This window comes from Nocardiopsis endophytica (assembly GCF_027706725.1).
GTDB classification, from domain to species: domain Bacteria; phylum Actinomycetota; class Actinomycetes; order Streptosporangiales; family Streptosporangiaceae; genus Nocardiopsis_A; species Nocardiopsis_A endophytica.
The window spans coordinates 1-15,666 of record NZ_JAQFWQ010000058.1 but is presented as its reverse complement, the minus strand read 5'-3'; the positions used below and the strand labels follow the sequence as shown (position 1 = coordinate 15,666).

Here is a 15,666-nt window from a genome sequence, read left to right as displayed (position 1 = left end):
CTGCCGACACCGCCGACACCGCCGACACCGCCGATACCGCTGCCGAAGCCGATCCGCGCCGAGCCCTGAGAACCGGCCCGCGTCCCCCGGAGGTGGACGATGCCCCCCGTCCTGACCCGTCCCCTCCCGCCGTTGGCGGCCGTCGGCCTGCTGGCGGCGGCGTCCGCGTGTTCGTCCGCGCCGACCGCCGAGAGCGCGCACATCGTGAGCTTCACCGAGCCCGCCGGGGCCGTGTGCACCTCGGTGGTGGTCGTCTCCCCGGGCGACGAGAACGCGGGCCAGGGCGACGAGACCGAGAGCAGCACGGACTGCGAGACGGCGCCCCCGGAGCGGTCGCGGGTCGAGGAGGACCGCCGCCCCCTGCCCGACCCCCGGCCGGACGAGGAGTGGGCGTGGGTGGAGATGGTCACCGCCACCGACGCCCACGGGCGCGCGTGCACCGTCGTGGCGGTCCGGTTGGGCACCGGGGTGATCGACGAGACCTCGCTGGACTGCGACTACCCGCCCGTGGACGTGCGACCGGGCCCGGTCGTGCGCACACCGCCGCCGGACCCCGACCCCGAGTCCGACGACGACCGGGTCCAGGTCGTCTCCTTCGCCGATGAGCACGGCCGCTCGTGCGTCACCACCACGGCCCGGGGAGGCCTGGGCGTCGAGGTCGACATCACCTGCGAATACACCGACAAGGAGCCCCCGTCCGAGGCGGTGGAGACCCCCGTCCCCGGGTGACGGCGGCCCCCTCCGCGCCTGCGGCGGCCGGCGTCCGGCCTCAGACCAGGTCCAGGCGCTCGCTCAGGCCCGCGGCGGTGAAGGCCCTCTTCAGTTCTTCGCGGCCCTCGGTGAAGTGGGTCCAGCCCTCGAAGTGCACCGGGACGGCCTGGTGGGCGCCGAGGATGCGGGCGGCCTCGGCCGCCTGGGCGCTGTCGAGGGTGATGGTGGTGTCGAACATCGGGGCGCGCGCCGCGCCCGCGAACAGGACGGCGGTGTCCACGGGGCCGAACCGGCCGGCCACCTGCCGGACCAGGTCCAGGGACGCGTTGTCCCCGCTGACGTAGACCTTCGGCAGGCCGTCGCCGGTCAGCACGAAGCCGATGACCTCGCCGAGGACCTCCTCCGCGCCTTCTGGGCCGTGCAGGGCGGGCACCGCCGTCACGGTCACCGTGCCGCCGCCGGGACGGGTCACCTGGGTGTCCTCCCACGGCGCCAGGCCGCGGACGGAGCGGGCGGTGCCGCCCAGGCGCTCGGCGCCGCCGCGCGTGGTGAGCGTCAGAGGCACGTCGGCCAGGAGGGCGCGGCCGGACACGTCGAGGTTGTCGGGGTGCTCGTCGTGCGAGAGCAGCACCGCGTCGATGGGGCCCAGATCGGCGGGGGCGGCGGAGGGAGGCGCGGTCTTGGTGATCACGGTGCCGTTGCCCACGGGGTGGTCGGCGGGGGCGTCGAAGGTGGGGTCGGTGAGCAGGTTCAGCCCGCCGTAGGAGATGAGGGCGGTGGGTCCGCCGATGGTGCGGACGGGGACGCGGGCGGGGGAGCCGGTACCGGGCATGGTTGACCTCACGGATGAATAGATGAAGTGCCGTGAGACAGATTGTCGAGCATCCTCACGGATAAAGGCAAGGTTTTCCGTGATAGATGTCGGCGGCCGGACACACGGAAAAGGGCGCCCCTGCTCTGAGCAGGGGCGCCCCAGGGGGGGATCCTCCGTCGGGTCCGGCAGGGGGGATCGACGCGGCCGGAGCCCCGTCGCCCCGGTCCGGCCCCCGGGAGTGCCGGAAGGGGCCGGGCCGGGCCCTCAGGCGCGGATGTCCTTCACCACCCGTCCGCCCTGCACCACCACGACCACGTTGTCCGGCTCGGCCAGCACGCCCACGTCCAGCAGCGGGTCCCCCTGGCACACCACCAGGTCGGCCAGCTTGCCGTGCTCCACCGTGCCCAGGCGGTCGGCCACGCCCAGCAGCTCGGCCGAGGACCGCGTGCCCGCCACGATCGCCTCCATCGGCGACAGCCCGACCCGCACCAGGAAGCCCAGCTCGGCCAGGTTCCTCCCGTGCTCGCTGACCCCGGCGTCGGTCCCCAGCGCCACCCGCACGCCCCGGCGCACCGCCTCCGGGATCCGGTCGAACGTGCGCTCGGCCAGCCACTGCTTCGCCCGGTAGGCCTTCTCCGTCATCAGGTGGCGCCGGTGCTCGAAGTCGAAGGTGGCCAGCGTCGGCACCAGGAACGTGCCCCGCTCCAGCATCAGGTCGATGCCCTCGTCGTCCACCAGGTAGCCGTGCTCGACGCTGGACACCCCGCCGAGCACGGCGTTGCGGATGCCCGCCGCGCCCTGGGCGTGCGCGGCCACCGGCCGCCCGCCGCGGCGCCCGGTCTCCGCAACGACCGCGGCGATCTCCTCCCGGCTCAGCCCCTCGTCCTCCGGCCCGTCCGACGGGCTGGAGATGCCCCCGGTCGCGCACACCTTGATCACGTCGGCGCCGTCGCGCATCAGCCGCCGCACGGCCACCCGCGCCTCGTGCACCCCGTCGGCGGTCTCGCCCGCCCCGGGGGCCAGCCGGTGCGGGTCGACGCCGCTGGGCAGCGTGAAGTCGGCGTGCCCGCCGGTGTCGCTGATCAGCCGCAGGGCCACCTGGAGCCGGGGGCCCACCGCCAGGCCGCGCTCCTGGGCCGCCCTGAAGCCGGCGTCCAGGCCCCCGAGGTCGCGGACGCTGGTGACGCCCGCCTCCAGGGTGCGCCGCATGCGGTCGGCCGCCGCGAGCGCCTGCAGGCTGGCGTGCGAGTCCAGGTGGTTCCACACCAGCTCGCGCGGGTTGTCCAGGCCGAGGTGCACGTGGCAGTCGAAGAACCCCGGCAGGAGGGTGCGCCCTCCCAGGTCCACCTCCTGCCGCCCCGGGGCGGGGGCCGGTGCTCCCGCCGCCGGACCCGCGTAGGCGATGGTGCCGTCGGCGGCCGTGTCCACCACGGCGTCCTCGACCGGCGCCGCTCCGGTGCCGTCGATCAACCGCGCCCCGGAGAAGCGGACGGGGCGCGGCGGCGGGGTCACGTGCTCGGGCATGCTCTCGGAACCTCCGTTGTCGTGGGGATCGGGGATCAGGGAACGCGTGGACGAGCGGGGCGGCCGGGGTGCGGGGCGGGCGTCGCCGCCCCGCCCCCGGACCGGCGCCACAGCGGACGTTACGGGGGACGCTACGGGGCGATGCGGGCGTCCATCCCGGGACCCACCGGCGTCCCGGTGAAGTAGAAGAGGGACAGCACCGCCGTCCACAGCACCAGGAACGTCAGGGAGAACGGCAGGCAGCGGGCGATCACGGTGCCCAGCCCGGCCTTGGGCTCGTAGGCCCGCAGGAGGCCGAGGACCACCACCATGTACGGGTTCAGCGGGCTGATGGCGTTGGTGGAGGAGTCGCCCACGCGGAACATCGCCTGGACGAAGCCCGGCTCGTACCCCAGCAGGGCGAACAGGGGCACGAACACGGCCGCGAACACCGCCCACTGGGCCGAGCCGGAGATGACGAAGATGTTGATCACGCACGCCAGCAGGGTGAACGCGATCAGTGCGCCGTAGCCGGTGAAGTTCCAGCCCTCCAGCGTCTCCGCGCCGCTCACCGCGATCCAGTCCGACACCCGGCTCCAGTTGAACAGCGCCAGGAACTGCGCCAGCACGAACGCGACCACGATGAACCCGGACATGTCCTTGACCGCCGCGCCCATCATCCGCGCCACGTCGCCGCCGCCGGTGATCTCGCGGGTCACCGCGCCGTAGACGACCCCGGGCACCGCCAGGGCCAGGAACACCAGGAACACCACCGAGTCGAGCAGCGGCGACTCCGGCAGGAACGACCCGCCCTCGCCGCGCAGCGGGGCGTTCGGCGGCAGCACCACCGCGAGCACGGCGGCGGCCAGCACCAGCAGCGCGGCCCCGGCCCACAGCAGGCCGCGCCGCTCGACGGGCGACAGCTCCGGGTCCATGCGCAGGTCGGCGCGCTCACCCTCGTCATCGCCGCCGCCGCCGGCCGCTCCGGGTGCCCCTGCCGAACCTGCCGCCCCGGCCACGGGCGTGCGCGACACCCCGCGGCGCTCCAGCGCCGGCTCCAGCACCTTGTCGATGAGCAGCCCCGCCACCCCGGCCAGCAGCACCGCGCAGGAGACCGAGATGAAGTAGTTGGACACCACGGTCACCGGGGCGGTCTGGGCCGCCACCGGCTCGGCGGCGGCCGTGGTGATCCCGCTCAGCAGGGCGTCGGTGCCGGTGATGAACGGGCCGACGCTGAACCCGGCGGTCGCCGCCGCGAACCCGCCCAGCAGCCCGGCCACCGGGTGCCGCCCCGCCGCGGCGAACACCAGCGCCGCCAGCGAGGGGACCAGGATCATCGACGCGTCGCTCATGATGTTCGCCGACACCCCGATGATCCCGACCACGTACGGCAGCATCCACCGCGGCGCCCGCCCGAACGCCCGCCGGACCAGCGCCGTCAGCAGCCCCGAGCGCTGGGCGACGCCGACCCCGAGCAGGACGGTGAGCACCACGCCCAGGGGCGGGAACCCGATGAAGTTGTCGACCAGGGTGGTGGTGAACCAGGCCAGCCCTTCGGCGCTGAACAGGCTCCGGATCGGCTCGGTCCCGCCGTCGGGCAGGTCGACCGTGGTCCCGAGCGCCGCCATCAGCGCCGAAGCGGCGCCCACGGCGAGGAACAGCAGCAGGAAGAGCAGGAACGGCTCGGGCAGCCGGTTCCCGGCGCGCTCCACCGCGTCCAGCACACGCGCACCGAGGCGCGGCCGGGCCTGCAGGACCTTCTTCTCCGACATCGGCCACCTCGCAAACGGGGGGAAACATGCAGCTCACCGGCCGGATGAGGGCTCACACTCTAAGCGGCGCGGCGCTATGCTGGCCGAAATGCAGGATTCCTGCCGTGTCAGGGGGACCCATGCAGCATTCCGGCATCCGTGTCGGACGGCGGGACCACCGGGTCGACGAGTTCGACCTGCAGCTCATCAACGCCCTGCAGCTGGCGCCGCGCGCGCCGTGGGCCCGGCTGGGGGAGGTGCTGGGCGCCGACGCCACCACGCTCGCCCGCCGCTGGGAGCGCCTGACCGGCGCCGGGCTGGCACGGGTCACCGCCTTCCCCGCGGCGCCCTCGCTGCCCCGCCAGCCCATGGCCTACCTGGAGCTGACCTGCCGCAACGGCACGGTCCCGGAGGTGTCGCGCGCGCTGGCCGAGGACCCGGGAACGCTCAGCATCCAGTTCACGGCCGGGCGGCACCAGCTGCTGCTGACCGTCAGCCGGCCGCGCGAGCTTGCCGGCTACCTGTTGGACTGGATCGGCTCGTTCCCCGACGTGGTGGCCTACGAGACGCACGTGATCACGAGGATCCCCTTCCAGGCCAGCCGGTGGCACCTGCACGCGCTCGCCCCCGGCCAGCGCCGCGCGCTGCGCGCCATGGCGGGGCCGCCGCCGGGGCCGGGGGCGCCGCCGCCGGTGACCGAGGCGGACCAGGCCCTCATCGGGGCCCTGGCCGCGGACGGCCGCGCGTCGTACGGCGCGCTGGGCCGCGCGGCGGGGGTGAGCGCCAGCACGGCGGCCCGGCGCCTGGACCGGCTGCTGCGCGGCGGTGCGGTGGGGCTGCGGTGCGACGTGGCGCGGCGGGAGCTGGGCTGGCCCGCCGCCGCGGTGCTGTGGGGGTCGGTGGCCTACGAGGAGCTGGAGCGCGCCGCGGCCGACCTTGAGGAGGCCGTGCCCGAGTTGCGCTTCTGCAGCACGGTCGCGGGGTCGGAGAACGCGCTGCTGGTGGTGTGGCTGCGGGCGATCGCCGACCTTCCCGAGGTCGAGCGCCGCCTGGAGGCCCGCCTCCCGGGCCTGCGCCTGACCGACCGGAGGATCGTGCTGCGCACGATGAAGCTGATGGGCCAGGTCCTCGACGACCAGGGCCGCTACGCCGAGACGGTGCCGATGCGCATGCGGGAGCCGGCTGTGTGGGGGTGAGGCACCGGTGCGGCGCATCGTGGTCGCGGGCGGGGTTCCCGGCCCTGTTTCCCATGGGCGGGCGGGCCGCAGGGCGCCCAGCCTCGCCGACCCCGCTGCCGAGCGCCGCCCCTGCGCCGTTGATCTCGGGAAATGCGCCCCTAAAACCGGCCCGGAAGCGTCGTTTCTCCCGAGATCAACGCCGGGCACAACCGCCTATCCGCGCGCCTTCTTCGGCGTCGAACTGGGCGCGGGAGGCGCCCCGGCGGCTCGGGGATCAGGCGAATGGGGCACTGGGGCGAAAGCGGCCGGGGCGGCCAGGGGGATCCGGCGCGGGCGGCCCCGCCGCCCGATCCGCGATCGGGGAGCGACTCCGCCCCCACGCGGGCCCTCGGGTGCTCGTGCACCCCCGCGCCGGGCCGGCCGCCCTTGTCCTCTCTCCCTCACCCCTCCACGGGCAGGGGGACGCTCCACAGGAGGCGGGTGCCGCCGCCCACCCCCGGGGCCACCGTGAAGGCCCCGCCCAGGGCCTCGGCCCGGTCCTTCAGGTTGCGCAGGCCGCCCCGGCGGCCGCCCTGCGGGATGCCGCAGCCGTCGTCGGCCACGTCCACCTCCACCTCGTCCTCGTCCACCCGGACCCTGATGTCGGCCCGCGTGGCGCCCGCGTGGCGGGCGATGTTGGACAGCGCCTCCTGCAGCACCGCCAGCACCTGCTCAGCCACCCCGTCGGGCACCCGGCTGTCGATCGGCCCCTCCAGGCGCAGCCCCGGGGTGAACCCCAGCGACTCCCCGGACGCGTTGGCGATCTCCAGGATCTGGGTGCGCAGCCACCTCCGGTCCTCACCGCCCGCGTGCTGCAGGGAGAAGATCGTCGAACGGATCTGCCGGATGGTGTCGTCCAGGTCGTCCACCGCCCGCTGCACCCGCTGGGCGTGCGTGGGGTCGTTGGTCCGCCGCACCGTGCTCATCAGGGACATCGCCACGGCGAACAGCCGCTGGATGATCACGTCGTGCAGGTCCTTGGCGATCCGGTCGCGGTCCTCCAGCACGCTCAGCCGCTCGGCGTCCACCCGCGCCTCGGCCAGCTCCAGCGCCACCGCGGCGTGTCCCGCGAACGCCGACAGCAGGTGCCCGGTGGTGGGGGTGTAGGCGTCCTCCCCGCGGGCCCGTGCCAGCACCAGCAGGCCCCGCGCGGCGTCCTTGCCTCCGAGCGGCGCCAGCAGGACCGGCCCCAGCTCCAGGCCGTCCAGGAACGGCAGCGTGCACGCGCCCTCCGCCGTCCCGGGCAGGGCCATCGGGCCGCCCTCCCGGAAGGCGCGGCCGGTGGGGCTGTCGCCGAGCGCCACCGCCCGCCCCCGCACCCGCTCGGCGCCCTCGCCGTCGGCGGTGTCCACCACCAGCCCGTCGCCGCCCGTGCTGGGGATGGCCAGCGCCGCCAGCACCGACCCGGACATGCGGCGGGCGCGGCGCGCGATCAGCGCCAGCACGTCATCGGCCTCGGTCCCGGTCAGGAGCCGGGTGGTGACCTCGTCGGAGGCGTCGAGCAGCAGTTCGCGCCGCCGGGTCTCCTCGTACAGCCGGGCGTTCTCGATGGCGACCCCGGCCGCGGTGGACAGCGCCACCACGATCGCCTCGTCGTCCTCGTCGAACTCCCCGCCGCCGGTCTTCTCGGTCAGGTACAGGTTCCCGAAGACCGAGTCGCGCACCCGGATCGGCACCCCCAGGAACCCGCGCATCGGCGGGTGGCCCTCGGGGAACCCGCGCGACTCCGGGTGGTCCTCGATCCGCCGCAGCCGCAGCGGCCGGGGGTCCTTGATGAGCAGTCCGAGGATGCCCTGGCCCTCGGGCCAGTGGTCGATCCGCGCGATCTCGTCCTCGCCCAGGCCCAGCGGGAGGAACCGGGTCAGCTCCCCGGCGGGGCCGATCACCCCCAGCGCGCCGTAGCGGGCCTCGACCAGGTCCATGGCCGCCTGCACCAGGCGGCGCAGCACCGTCTCCAGTTCCAGCCCCGACCCGATGGTCACCACCGCGTCGAGCAGGGAGTGCACGCGGTCGCGCGTGAGCAGCGCGGTGTCGATGCGCGACTGCAGCTCCGTGAGCAGGTCGTCCAGGTGCAGCCGGGGGAGCAGGACGCGGGCGCGCTCAGGGCCGGGGAGCTCTTCGCCCATGGGCTCACCTTCCGATGCTCCGGGGACGGGACGGCGGTGCGCAAGCGCCGATTGTACTCCGAGCGTTCCCGCGCATAGGTGGGTCCCGGGCGGTCAGCGTCCCTCCTCCACGGGCGCGAACAGGCGGTGGGGGCGCGCCTCCCGGTCGCGGCCCAGGCGCAGGATCATCTGCGGGCAGGCCCCGTCGCACAGGCGCGCGCCGATGAACGCGCGCAGGTGCGGCTCCTCCAGCGGCTGGGTGTGGAAGGCCGAGGACACCCCGCCCGCGGTGGCGGTCAGCAGTACCCGTTGCAGCGCGCGGCCGGCGGCCAGGCGGTCGGCCCGCCCGTCGCCGGCGGTGGTGAGCAGCACGGCGGTCCCGGCGACGTCCCCGTGCGGGTCGAGCATGCCGCGCACCCGGCCGCGCCCGTAGTCGCGGTCGGGGAAGAGCGCGTCGGCGACCCGGTCGGGGGGCGGGAAGTCCTCCGCGTGCACCCCGTCGGGGTCCGCCGTGCCCGGGGCGCGCACCCAGCGGGCGAGCTCCTCCCCGGTGTCGCGCTCGCAGCGGTGCAGGAATTCGGCGGCGGCGACCAACCCGGCCAGGGAGCGCATCAGCCGCTCGTCCCCCAGGGGCCTGAGCACGGCCCCCTCGGCGGAGGCGGCCGAGACCAGCGCGCGCACCGTGCGCACGTCGTCCACGTCCCCGGGGAAGGGGCCCCGGTGGGTGCGGCGGAGCGCGATCGACTCGTACAGCATCCGGTCCTCGGCGGTGGGCTCGGCGGCCTCGGCCGCCAGCACCTCGGCCAGCAGGCCGGGGCGGTCGGGGTCGGGCAGCTCCCGCACGGCGGGCCGCACCCCGTGCGCGCGCAGCGCGACCACGACGGTGAACAGGGCGGCTCCGCAGCTCACCACCTGCTGCCGGGCGTCGGGGTCGGCGACGGGCAGCAGGCGGTCGGGGTCGGTGCCGACGGTGATGAGGTCTCCCGCACGGCGCACGGTCCACGGGCGTGTCCCGTACACCGACGGGGCCCGGGCGGCGGCCTGGACCGCCGCGTCGAGGGCGGAGCCCACGCCCGGCGGGGTCGGCGGTGCGGGTTCCTGGAGGTTCATGACCGGCCTCCGCCCGCGGACCCGACCGGCTCGGGCGTCCGCCGCCGTGCGGGGGCGTCGTCGTGCGGCGCGCACGGCGCCTGCTCCGGGCCGACGAGGACGACCGGGCAGGGGGCGACGCGCAGGCAGGCCGATGCGGTGGGCCCGAGCGCGGGAGCACCGGGGCCGCTGGGGCCGCGGGCGCCCAGGACGAGCAGTTGGGCCCCTTCGGCGGCGCGGGCGAGCCCGCGTGCCGCCAGGTCGTCGCGGAAGACGGCGTGGTGCACCCGGGGCCACGAGCGTCCGGCCCGCTCCGCGGCGCTGCGCAGGTCGCGCGCGGCGGGACCGGTGCGGGGGAGCGCGTGCGCACCGGCGTACGGCGCGTGCGGGGCGTTTCCGTCGTCGAGCACCAGGACCGCCCACAGGTCGCAGTCGCGAAGGCGGGCTTCGCGGACGGCCCACTCCAGTGCGAACGCCGCGGGGGGCGAGCCGTCGAAGCCGACCACCATGTGCGGTGTCGGCCCTGCCGGGATACGTGGTTCCATGTCGGCCGTCCTTCTCCTACGGAGTTCGGGTGCCTCCGTTCACCTCCAGCCCACCCGGTCACGGCATCGGCCGCCAGAGTCCCGGGGAGGTACGGGGCGGGCCGTTGGTCCCTGAGTTGAGCACCGGCCCTGTGTGAGCACCGGGTCGGGGAACGGGAACGCGGCGGGGAGGGCCCTCACGGAACCCTGGACCCCACAGTGGGACGGGCCCGGCCCCCGCCGACCCGGCCGCCGGGCGCGGACCGCCGGGTCGTTGACGGTGTCGCCGACGCGCCGGAACACCGCTCTTAGGGGGCGTGCGCGGCGCCGGGGGTCGTGAGCTCGGCGGGGTCGGACACCACCGCGTCGGCGCCCGACCAGGCCGCGAGGAGGGCGCTCTGCGGTGTCCCGTTCCCGGCGGCGTACCGGTCGACGGCCACGATCAGCCGGAACCCGAGCCGCCGCGCGGCGCGCACCGCCGGGGCCGACGACAGCAGCACCGCGGTGCACCGGGGCCCGAGCCCGAGCCGTGCCCCGGTCTCGGTGAGCACCGCCGCGTGCCGTTCCTCCGCGGTCATCAGCCCTTCCGCCACCCGGCCGTCGACCACGGCGTCGAACAGGCCCGTCATGCCCGTCGCCTGCACCGTCGCCGCGGCTCCGCGGTCGCACGAGACGGCCGCGGTGGCGATCCCCTGCGCCTGCAGCGCGGACAGCAGCGCGACCGTGGGGCCCCACGCCGCCGTGCCCACCGTGCGCAGGGAGTCCAGGTAGTACCGGTCCTTGCGGTCCCACAGCCGTGCGACGTCCTCGTCCCCGTCGTCCGCCACCAGCAGCGGCCCGGTCGTCGGGTCGCCGTCGCGGGAGGCGGCGAACGCGCGGGCGGCCTCGGGCGGCGACATGCCGGACATCAGCCGGTAATCACAGCGCAGGTCGAACGGGTGGAAGCGGCCTCCGCGCCCCCGCGCGCGCTCACGGAGCACCTCGTCGAATGTGCGCTTCCAGGCTGCGGCGTGCAGCGGCCCGGTGTCCACGGCGACACCGTCCACCTCGACCACAACGGCCGAGACGCCGTCCAGTGTGACCGGCGCGCTTCCCCTCGCCATCGTCGCGGCCCCTCCTTCTGCCTTCCGCCGTGCACCCCCGGGTGATGCGCCCGTGCGGAGACGGGACCATCCCATCCCGTCCGGGGCGTCCATGACAGGGGCATTGGTCGGGTCCGGCCCGGCCGAACGGCGGACGGGGCGCCGGACCGGGCCACCGGTCCCGAGGGGCGCCGGGCGAACGGCCTGATCTGCGGGGCCTTTCGCTCCTGTGCGGCGAGGGGGGTCTGGGGCAGCCTGGGAGGTGAGCGGTCTTCGGGGCGATGATCCGTGACGGCGGGGTACCCCGGAACCGCAGGCCCGCGGTCCGCGGCCGACGCCGCCCGGATACGACGGAGCGGACGCGGAGCCGGACGCCGGGCGGTGCGCGGGCGCCGCCCGGCGTCTCCGTGTGCGGGACAGGGCATGGGCCGACCGCGGCGGTCCGCGCGCGGGTGCGCGCGGTGGCGCGGTGGCGCGGTGGTCCGCACGGCGGTCGGCCGGGCAGGGCTCAGACGAACTCGGACACGCCCGCGTAGTCGGCGTGCGGCGCGCGGCCCCGGGTCTCGTACTCCAACAGGAGCAGGCCGTTCGGGGTCGCCTCGTGCGCGACCAGCCGGAGGCCGGAGGAGTCCCCGGGGCCGGACAGCAGCCGTCGGCCCGACCGCAGCACGGCCGGCGCGACCACCAGGCGGAGCGTGTCGACCAGGCCCGCCGCCAGCAGGGCGTCGCCCAGGCGGGCGCTGCCGTGGATCTGCAGTTCGCGCCCGGGCCGCTCCTTGAGTTCGGCGACCGCCCGTACCGGGTCGCCCCGGAGCACGGTCGTCGGGTCCCAGCCCCCTTCGGCGAGGGTGGAGGACACGACGTACTTCGGCAGCGTGTTCATACGCTCGGCGAACGGGTCCTCCGGGTCGGTGATCGCGGGCCAGTCGCGGGCGAACGCCTCATAGGTGCGCCGCCCGAACAGCAGGCCGTCGGCGAGGTCGAGCCAGTCGGACGCGCGGCGGACGAACGCCTCGTCGATGTGCGGGACGAGCCAGCCTCCCTCGGCGAACCCGCCGCTGGTGTCCTCGTCGGAGGCGCCGGGCCCCTGGCTGACCCCGTCGAGCGTGGTGAACTGGGTGAGCGCGAGCCTCATCGCCGGTCCCGCCCCTCGGCCGTCCCGGTGGCCCCGGCTGCTCCGGCCCCCTCGACGAAGGCGGCGAGCTGCGCGGCGACCGTCCCCCACCCCTCGGCGAAGCCGAGCTTCTCGTGGCGGGCGCGCGATTCGGGGTCGCCGTGCCGGACGATGATCCGGTAGTCGGTGCCCTCGGGGTGGTCGGCCATCGTGATCTCGGCGGTCATCGATACCGGGGCGGGGGCGGCCGGGCGCAGGCCGCCGTCGACGGCGTTGGTGAACACGATGCGCTCCCGCTCGTCGACGGCGATGAAGCACGCGTCCAGGTGCGGGGCGAAGGCGGCGCCGCCGTCGTCGCTCATCCGCGTCACGAACGCGCCGCCGGGGTGCGGCTCCAATCGGTCCACCCGGCAGAGCAGCGGCGCCGGGATCCACCACTGTTCGAGCGAGGCGGGGTCGGTCCAGGCCCGCCACACGGATGTGCGCGGGGCGCGGATCACCCGTTCCAGGGCGAGGTCGAGGTCGGGGTTCATGGTCGGTCGTCCTTTCGGTCGGTCCGCTCGGTCCGGCCGGTGACGAACCGTTCCAGGCGGTCGGTGCGCTCGGACCAGACGCGGCGCTCCCCGGCGAGCCAGTCGTCGACGAGGTCGAGCCGCTCGCGGTTGAGCACGCAGGTGCGTACGCGGCCGGTCTTGACCGTGCGGATGAGTCCGTTCGCCTCGAGCGTCCGCACGTGCTTCATGAAGGAGGGGAGGGTCATCGGGAAGGCCTCGGCGAGGTCGCCCACGCTGGTGGGGCCGTGCCCGAGCCGCCGCACGACGGCGCGGCGCGTCGGGTCGGCGAGGGCCGTGAACACGCCGTCCAGGTCCGCCGAATAGTTTGCCATGAGGCTAAGTATCGATCAGTGCGGCGCCCGATGCAAGGAGGCGGGGCGCAGGGCGGCCGAGCCGGGGGACACGGGGCGCCTGTGGGGGCGCGCGGCCGATCGCCGCAGGAGTGCTTCTATCAGAGGCGGCCCGGTCCGGGCGCTGCGTCCTCACGGCGGCGGTCTGCGGACCGGCCGGTGCGCGCCCGTCCTTCGCGCACCGGCCGGTGCGTTCGGCCGCGGCGCCCGCGCGCCCACGGGGCGACCGGCACCGTCGCCCACGGCCGTCTCGGAAACGGTCGTGCCGTGAGGGCTCTTCCGTCCTCCCGACGCTAATCGGGAGACCCGTGCGCTCCGAGGGCCGGATGCCCCCGAGCAGGCGGTAGACCGGCGCGGCCGCGGACGACCAAGGCCGCTTGACACCGGCGGGCGGGTCCGCCACTCCAGGCGCGGCGGCGGCGCCCGCCGGTCCTGCCGCCGCCCGCCGGTCCTGCCGCCGCCCGCCGGTCCTGGCGCCGCCCTACCTCCGGTCGTCGTCCCTGCGCGCCGCCTCGCTCTTCAACCGGGCAGCGAGTGCCGCCGCCTGGGTGCGCCGCCGCATGTCCAGCTTGGACAGGACGCTGGACACGTAGTTCTTCACCGTCTTCTCCGACAGGTACACCCGTTCGCCGATCTGCCGGTTGGTCAGCCCCTCGCCGATCAACTCGAAGATCCGGCGCTCCTGCTCGGACAGCTCGTCCACCGGGTTGCGGGCCGCGTCGGCCTCCCGCATGCGGCGCATCATCCGGGCCGTGCTGCGCGGGTCGAGCAGGGAGCCGCCGGCCGCGACCGTGCGCACCGCGCCCACCAGGTCCGAGCCGTGGATCTGCTTGAGCACGTACCCCGACGCCCCGGCCATCACCGAGTCGTACAGGGCGTCGTCGTCGGCGTAGGAGGTGAGCATCAGGCAGGACAGCCCGGGCAGGCGCGAGCGCATCTCCCGGCAGACCCCCACGCCGCTGCCGTCGGGCAGGCGGACGTCCAGCAGGGCGACGTCCGGGCGGGCGGCGGGGATGCGCGCCTCGGCCTCGGCGGCGGACCCGGCCTCGCCGACGACCGAGATGTCCTCTTCCTCCTCCAACAGTGCGGCGGCGCCCCGGCGCACCACGTCGTGGTCGTCCACCAGGAAGACGCGGATCGTGCGCCCGCCGCCGTCGGTCGTGGTCATGGTGTCAGCCCCTTCGATCGGCCGACCCTCCGCGGGTTCAGGGGAGGGGAACCGACGATCGCACGGCCGCGCGGCCGATACCAGCGCCCGGGGGGACACATCCGTCCGCCCCGGCCCGGGCCCACCGGGCTAGCCGCGGGCCCGGCGGCGGTGGGCGGCCACGCGGGTGCGGGTGCCGCAGCGCGCGGAGCAGTAGCGGCGCCGGCCGCCGGTCCCCGGGTCGAGGAACATCCGGTCGCAGCCGGGGGCCGCGCACACGCCGCCGGGTACCCGCTGCTGGTCGGCCAGGAGCACGGCGAGCGCCATCGCGCCGGAGGAGAGGAGCCACTCGTCCAGCGGCCCCTCATCGGAGGCGTCGACGTGCAGGTGCCAGTGCGCGGCGCCGCCGTGGTCGGTGAGGCGCGGTGCGCCGACGCCGGAGAGCAGGGCGTTGATGCGCTGCGCGGAGGCCGCCGTGTCGGGGGCGGTCGCGGCGTCCCGGAGCTTGTGGGCCGCCGCGGCCATCGCCCGGACGTCGGCGGGGGTGAGGCCGAAGGGCCCGGTCTCCCCGTGCGCCCGGAGCACCTCCTCGACCCGGGCGGGCGGCGGCGGGTCGGGCAGCAGCACGTTGGCGAGGTCCGCGGTGCGCAGGGCGACGGCCCGCACCCACGGCCCGGCCAGCAGGCCGGTGACGGGGTAGGTCACGGGTGGCCGCCCCCGGCCCGCGTGCCGTGGGCCCACACGTCGACCTTGCGGCCGTCGGGGTCGGTCACCACGTGCCGCCCCGGGGGCAGCGGGGGCGCGGCCCGCCGGCCGTCGATCTCCAGGCCGAGCCGGACGGGGCCGGTGGGGGCGGACAGGACCGGGTAGAGCTCGACGACGGTGCCGTCCTCCAGGACGGCGGCGTGGTGCACGGGGCCGTCGCCGTGCTTCTCCTTGGTGAACGAGAGACCGAGGGCGCTGTAGAACGCCCGGCACTCCTCCATGCGCTCGGTGTACAGGACCAGCAGCGAGAGCCGCCCCTGCACGGAGGAGGGCGGCGGGGAGTCGGGTTCGGACAAAGGGTGCTCCTGACAAGACGGATGGTGCGGCCGTTCGGCGGTGAGCCCGTGCCGGGCGGTGTTGTTGGGCAGCGTTGTCGGGCGGCGTTGTCGGGCGGCGGCTGTCCCAGCATTGTCGCCTGGTGGGCGTGTGGGTGGTCGTCGTTGATGGCGGCGACGGAGAAGCGGGGCGGTTCCCAGGGCCTGCTTGCCGTCGGGCGGGCTGTTGGCGGTCCGGGTGGGCGAGCGGCTGGGCAGGTACCCCACTTCGGGGCCCCACCCGAGCGGCGGGCCGCCGGGGCGCGGGGTGGAGGGCGGCGACGAGGACAGGTCGGCGGACCGTGCCGCAGCGTTGTCGGCCGTGGGGCGTGTGCGTGGTCGCTGCTGATGGCGGCGACGGAGAAGCGGGGCGGTTCCCAGGCCCTGCTTGCCGTCGGGCGGGCTCCTCGCGGTCCGGGTGGGCGAGCGGCTGGGCAGGTACCCCACTTCGGGGCCCCACCCGAGCGGCGGGCCGCCGGGGTGCGGGGCAGGGCGGCGACGAGGACAGGTCGGCGGCCCCGGCCGGCGCTCGTGGCGGTCGCGCCCCTGCCCGGCGATGATCTCGACAAGAGTGCTGTCAAAACCGCCGGAATGGCAGCACTTCCGTCGAGATCATCGCCGAGGGG

Annotated in this window: 15 protein-coding genes; 2 read left to right on the top strand and 13 right to left on the bottom strand. The window is 75.7% G+C overall.

Annotated features, from left to right (window positions below; translation table 11 throughout):
• The first annotated feature begins 99 nt into the window (after positions 1-99).
• Complete coding sequence (locus tag O4J56_RS19105; protein WP_270687431.1) at positions 100-729, top strand: hypothetical protein; 630 nt, start codon at positions 100-102, stop codon at positions 727-729.
• 40 nt (positions 730-769) lie between these two features.
• On the opposite strand, the gene O4J56_RS19100 is transcribed toward O4J56_RS19105, so the two are convergent.
• The 3 genes from O4J56_RS19100 to O4J56_RS19090 form a co-directional block, all read right to left on the bottom strand.
• Positions 770-1,543: an MBL fold metallo-hydrolase gene (locus O4J56_RS19100; RefSeq protein WP_270687430.1), complete on the bottom strand. Its 774-nt coding sequence runs from the start codon at positions 1,541-1,543 to the stop codon at positions 770-772.
• Positions 1,544-1,789: 246 nt separating this feature from the next.
• Complete coding sequence (locus tag O4J56_RS19095; protein ID WP_270687428.1) at positions 1,790-3,049, bottom strand: metal-dependent hydrolase family protein; 1,260 nt, start codon at positions 3,047-3,049, stop codon at positions 1,790-1,792.
• Between the two features lie 131 nt (positions 3,050-3,180).
• Positions 3,181-4,800, bottom strand: coding sequence for an AbgT family transporter (locus O4J56_RS19090; protein ID WP_270687426.1), 1,620 nt, complete (start codon positions 4,798-4,800; stop codon positions 3,181-3,183).
• 119 nt (positions 4,801-4,919) lie between these two features.
• Here O4J56_RS19090 and O4J56_RS19085 point away from each other — a divergent pair, with 119 nt between their 5' ends.
• The gene (locus tag O4J56_RS19085) at positions 4,920-5,975 is read left to right on the top strand and encodes an Lrp/AsnC family transcriptional regulator (RefSeq protein ID WP_270687424.1); all 1,056 of its coding nucleotides are present in this window, start codon (positions 4,920-4,922) and stop codon (positions 5,973-5,975) included.
• Between the two features lie 422 nt (positions 5,976-6,397).
• On the opposite strand, the gene O4J56_RS19080 is transcribed toward O4J56_RS19085, so the two are convergent.
• From O4J56_RS19080 to O4J56_RS19035, 10 genes are all read right to left on the bottom strand, one after another.
• Entirely contained in the window at positions 6,398-8,122 is a 1,725-nt protein-coding gene (locus tag O4J56_RS19080) for a sensor histidine kinase (protein WP_270687422.1), read from the bottom strand.
• Positions 8,123-8,215: 93 nt separating this feature from the next.
• Positions 8,216-9,211, bottom strand: a complete 996-nt coding sequence (locus O4J56_RS19075; protein ID WP_270687420.1) for an Acg family FMN-binding oxidoreductase — start codon at positions 9,209-9,211, stop codon at positions 8,216-8,218.
• A complete protein-coding gene (locus tag O4J56_RS19070; protein ID WP_270687419.1) occupies positions 9,208-9,735 on the bottom strand; it encodes a universal stress protein in 528 nt (175 codons plus the stop codon). The genes O4J56_RS19075 and O4J56_RS19070 overlap by 4 nt, the downstream gene beginning before the upstream one ends.
• Before the next feature lie 287 nt (positions 9,736-10,022).
• Positions 10,023-10,817: an HAD family hydrolase gene (locus tag O4J56_RS19065; RefSeq protein ID WP_270687418.1), complete on the bottom strand. Its 795-nt coding sequence runs from the start codon at positions 10,815-10,817 to the stop codon at positions 10,023-10,025.
• Between the two features lie 487 nt (positions 10,818-11,304).
• Complete coding sequence (locus O4J56_RS19060) at positions 11,305-11,931, bottom strand: dihydrofolate reductase family protein (protein WP_270687417.1); 627 nt, start codon at positions 11,929-11,931, stop codon at positions 11,305-11,307.
• Positions 11,928-12,443, bottom strand: a complete 516-nt coding sequence (locus tag O4J56_RS19055) for an SRPBCC domain-containing protein (protein ID WP_270687415.1) — start codon at positions 12,441-12,443, stop codon at positions 11,928-11,930. The genes O4J56_RS19060 and O4J56_RS19055 overlap by 4 nt, the downstream gene beginning before the upstream one ends.
• Entirely contained in the window at positions 12,440-12,796 is a 357-nt protein-coding gene (locus tag O4J56_RS19050; RefSeq protein ID WP_270687414.1) for an ArsR/SmtB family transcription factor, read from the bottom strand. The genes O4J56_RS19055 and O4J56_RS19050 overlap by 4 nt, the downstream gene beginning before the upstream one ends.
• A gap of 499 nt (positions 12,797-13,295) precedes the next feature.
• Entirely contained in the window at positions 13,296-13,982 is a 687-nt protein-coding gene (locus O4J56_RS19045; RefSeq protein WP_270687413.1) for a response regulator transcription factor, read from the bottom strand.
• Between the two features lie 129 nt (positions 13,983-14,111).
• Positions 14,112-14,666, bottom strand: coding sequence for a CGNR zinc finger domain-containing protein (locus O4J56_RS19040; protein ID WP_270687412.1), 555 nt, complete (start codon positions 14,664-14,666; stop codon positions 14,112-14,114).
• The gene (locus tag O4J56_RS19035; RefSeq protein WP_270687468.1) at positions 14,663-14,947 is read right to left on the bottom strand and encodes a VOC family protein; all 285 of its coding nucleotides are present in this window, start codon (positions 14,945-14,947) and stop codon (positions 14,663-14,665) included. The genes O4J56_RS19040 and O4J56_RS19035 overlap by 4 nt, the downstream gene beginning before the upstream one ends.
• Positions 14,948-15,666: the final 719 nt, after the last annotated feature.

What these genes read in the sequence shown, in the direction of transcription:
- O4J56_RS19050 (WP_270687414.1), bottom strand. Translation starts at nt 12,796, where the DNA reads ATGGCAAACTATTCGGCGGACCTGGACGGCGTGTTCACGGCCCTCGCC.
- O4J56_RS19095 (WP_270687428.1), bottom strand. Translation starts at nt 3,049, where the DNA reads ATGCCCGAGCACGTGACCCCGCCGCCGCGCCCCGTCCGCTTCTCCGGG.
- O4J56_RS19105 (WP_270687431.1), top strand. Translation starts at nt 100, where the DNA reads ATGCCCCCCGTCCTGACCCGTCCCCTCCCGCCGTTGGCGGCCGTCGGC.
- O4J56_RS19045 (WP_270687413.1), bottom strand. Translation starts at nt 13,982, where the DNA reads ATGACCACGACCGACGGCGGCGGGCGCACGATCCGCGTCTTCCTGGTG.
- O4J56_RS19035 (WP_270687468.1), bottom strand. Translation starts at nt 14,947, where the DNA reads ATGGAGGAGTGCCGGGCGTTCTACAGCGCCCTCGGTCTCTCGTTCACC.
- O4J56_RS19090 (WP_270687426.1), bottom strand. Translation starts at nt 4,800, where the DNA reads ATGTCGGAGAAGAAGGTCCTGCAGGCCCGGCCGCGCCTCGGTGCGCGT.
- O4J56_RS19065 (WP_270687418.1), bottom strand. Translation starts at nt 10,817, where the DNA reads ATGGCGAGGGGAAGCGCGCCGGTCACACTGGACGGCGTCTCGGCCGTT.
- O4J56_RS19080 (WP_270687422.1), bottom strand. Translation starts at nt 8,122, where the DNA reads ATGGGCGAAGAGCTCCCCGGCCCTGAGCGCGCCCGCGTCCTGCTCCCC.
- O4J56_RS19100 (WP_270687430.1), bottom strand. Translation starts at nt 1,543, where the DNA reads ATGCCCGGTACCGGCTCCCCCGCCCGCGTCCCCGTCCGCACCATCGGC.
- O4J56_RS19075 (WP_270687420.1), bottom strand. Translation starts at nt 9,211, where the DNA reads ATGAACCTCCAGGAACCCGCACCGCCGACCCCGCCGGGCGTGGGCTCC.
- O4J56_RS19060 (WP_270687417.1), bottom strand. Translation starts at nt 11,931, where the DNA reads ATGAGGCTCGCGCTCACCCAGTTCACCACGCTCGACGGGGTCAGCCAG.
- O4J56_RS19070 (WP_270687419.1), bottom strand. Translation starts at nt 9,735, where the DNA reads ATGGAACCACGTATCCCGGCAGGGCCGACACCGCACATGGTGGTCGGC.
- O4J56_RS19055 (WP_270687415.1), bottom strand. Translation starts at nt 12,443, where the DNA reads ATGAACCCCGACCTCGACCTCGCCCTGGAACGGGTGATCCGCGCCCCG.
- O4J56_RS19085 (WP_270687424.1), top strand. Translation starts at nt 4,920, where the DNA reads ATGCAGCATTCCGGCATCCGTGTCGGACGGCGGGACCACCGGGTCGAC.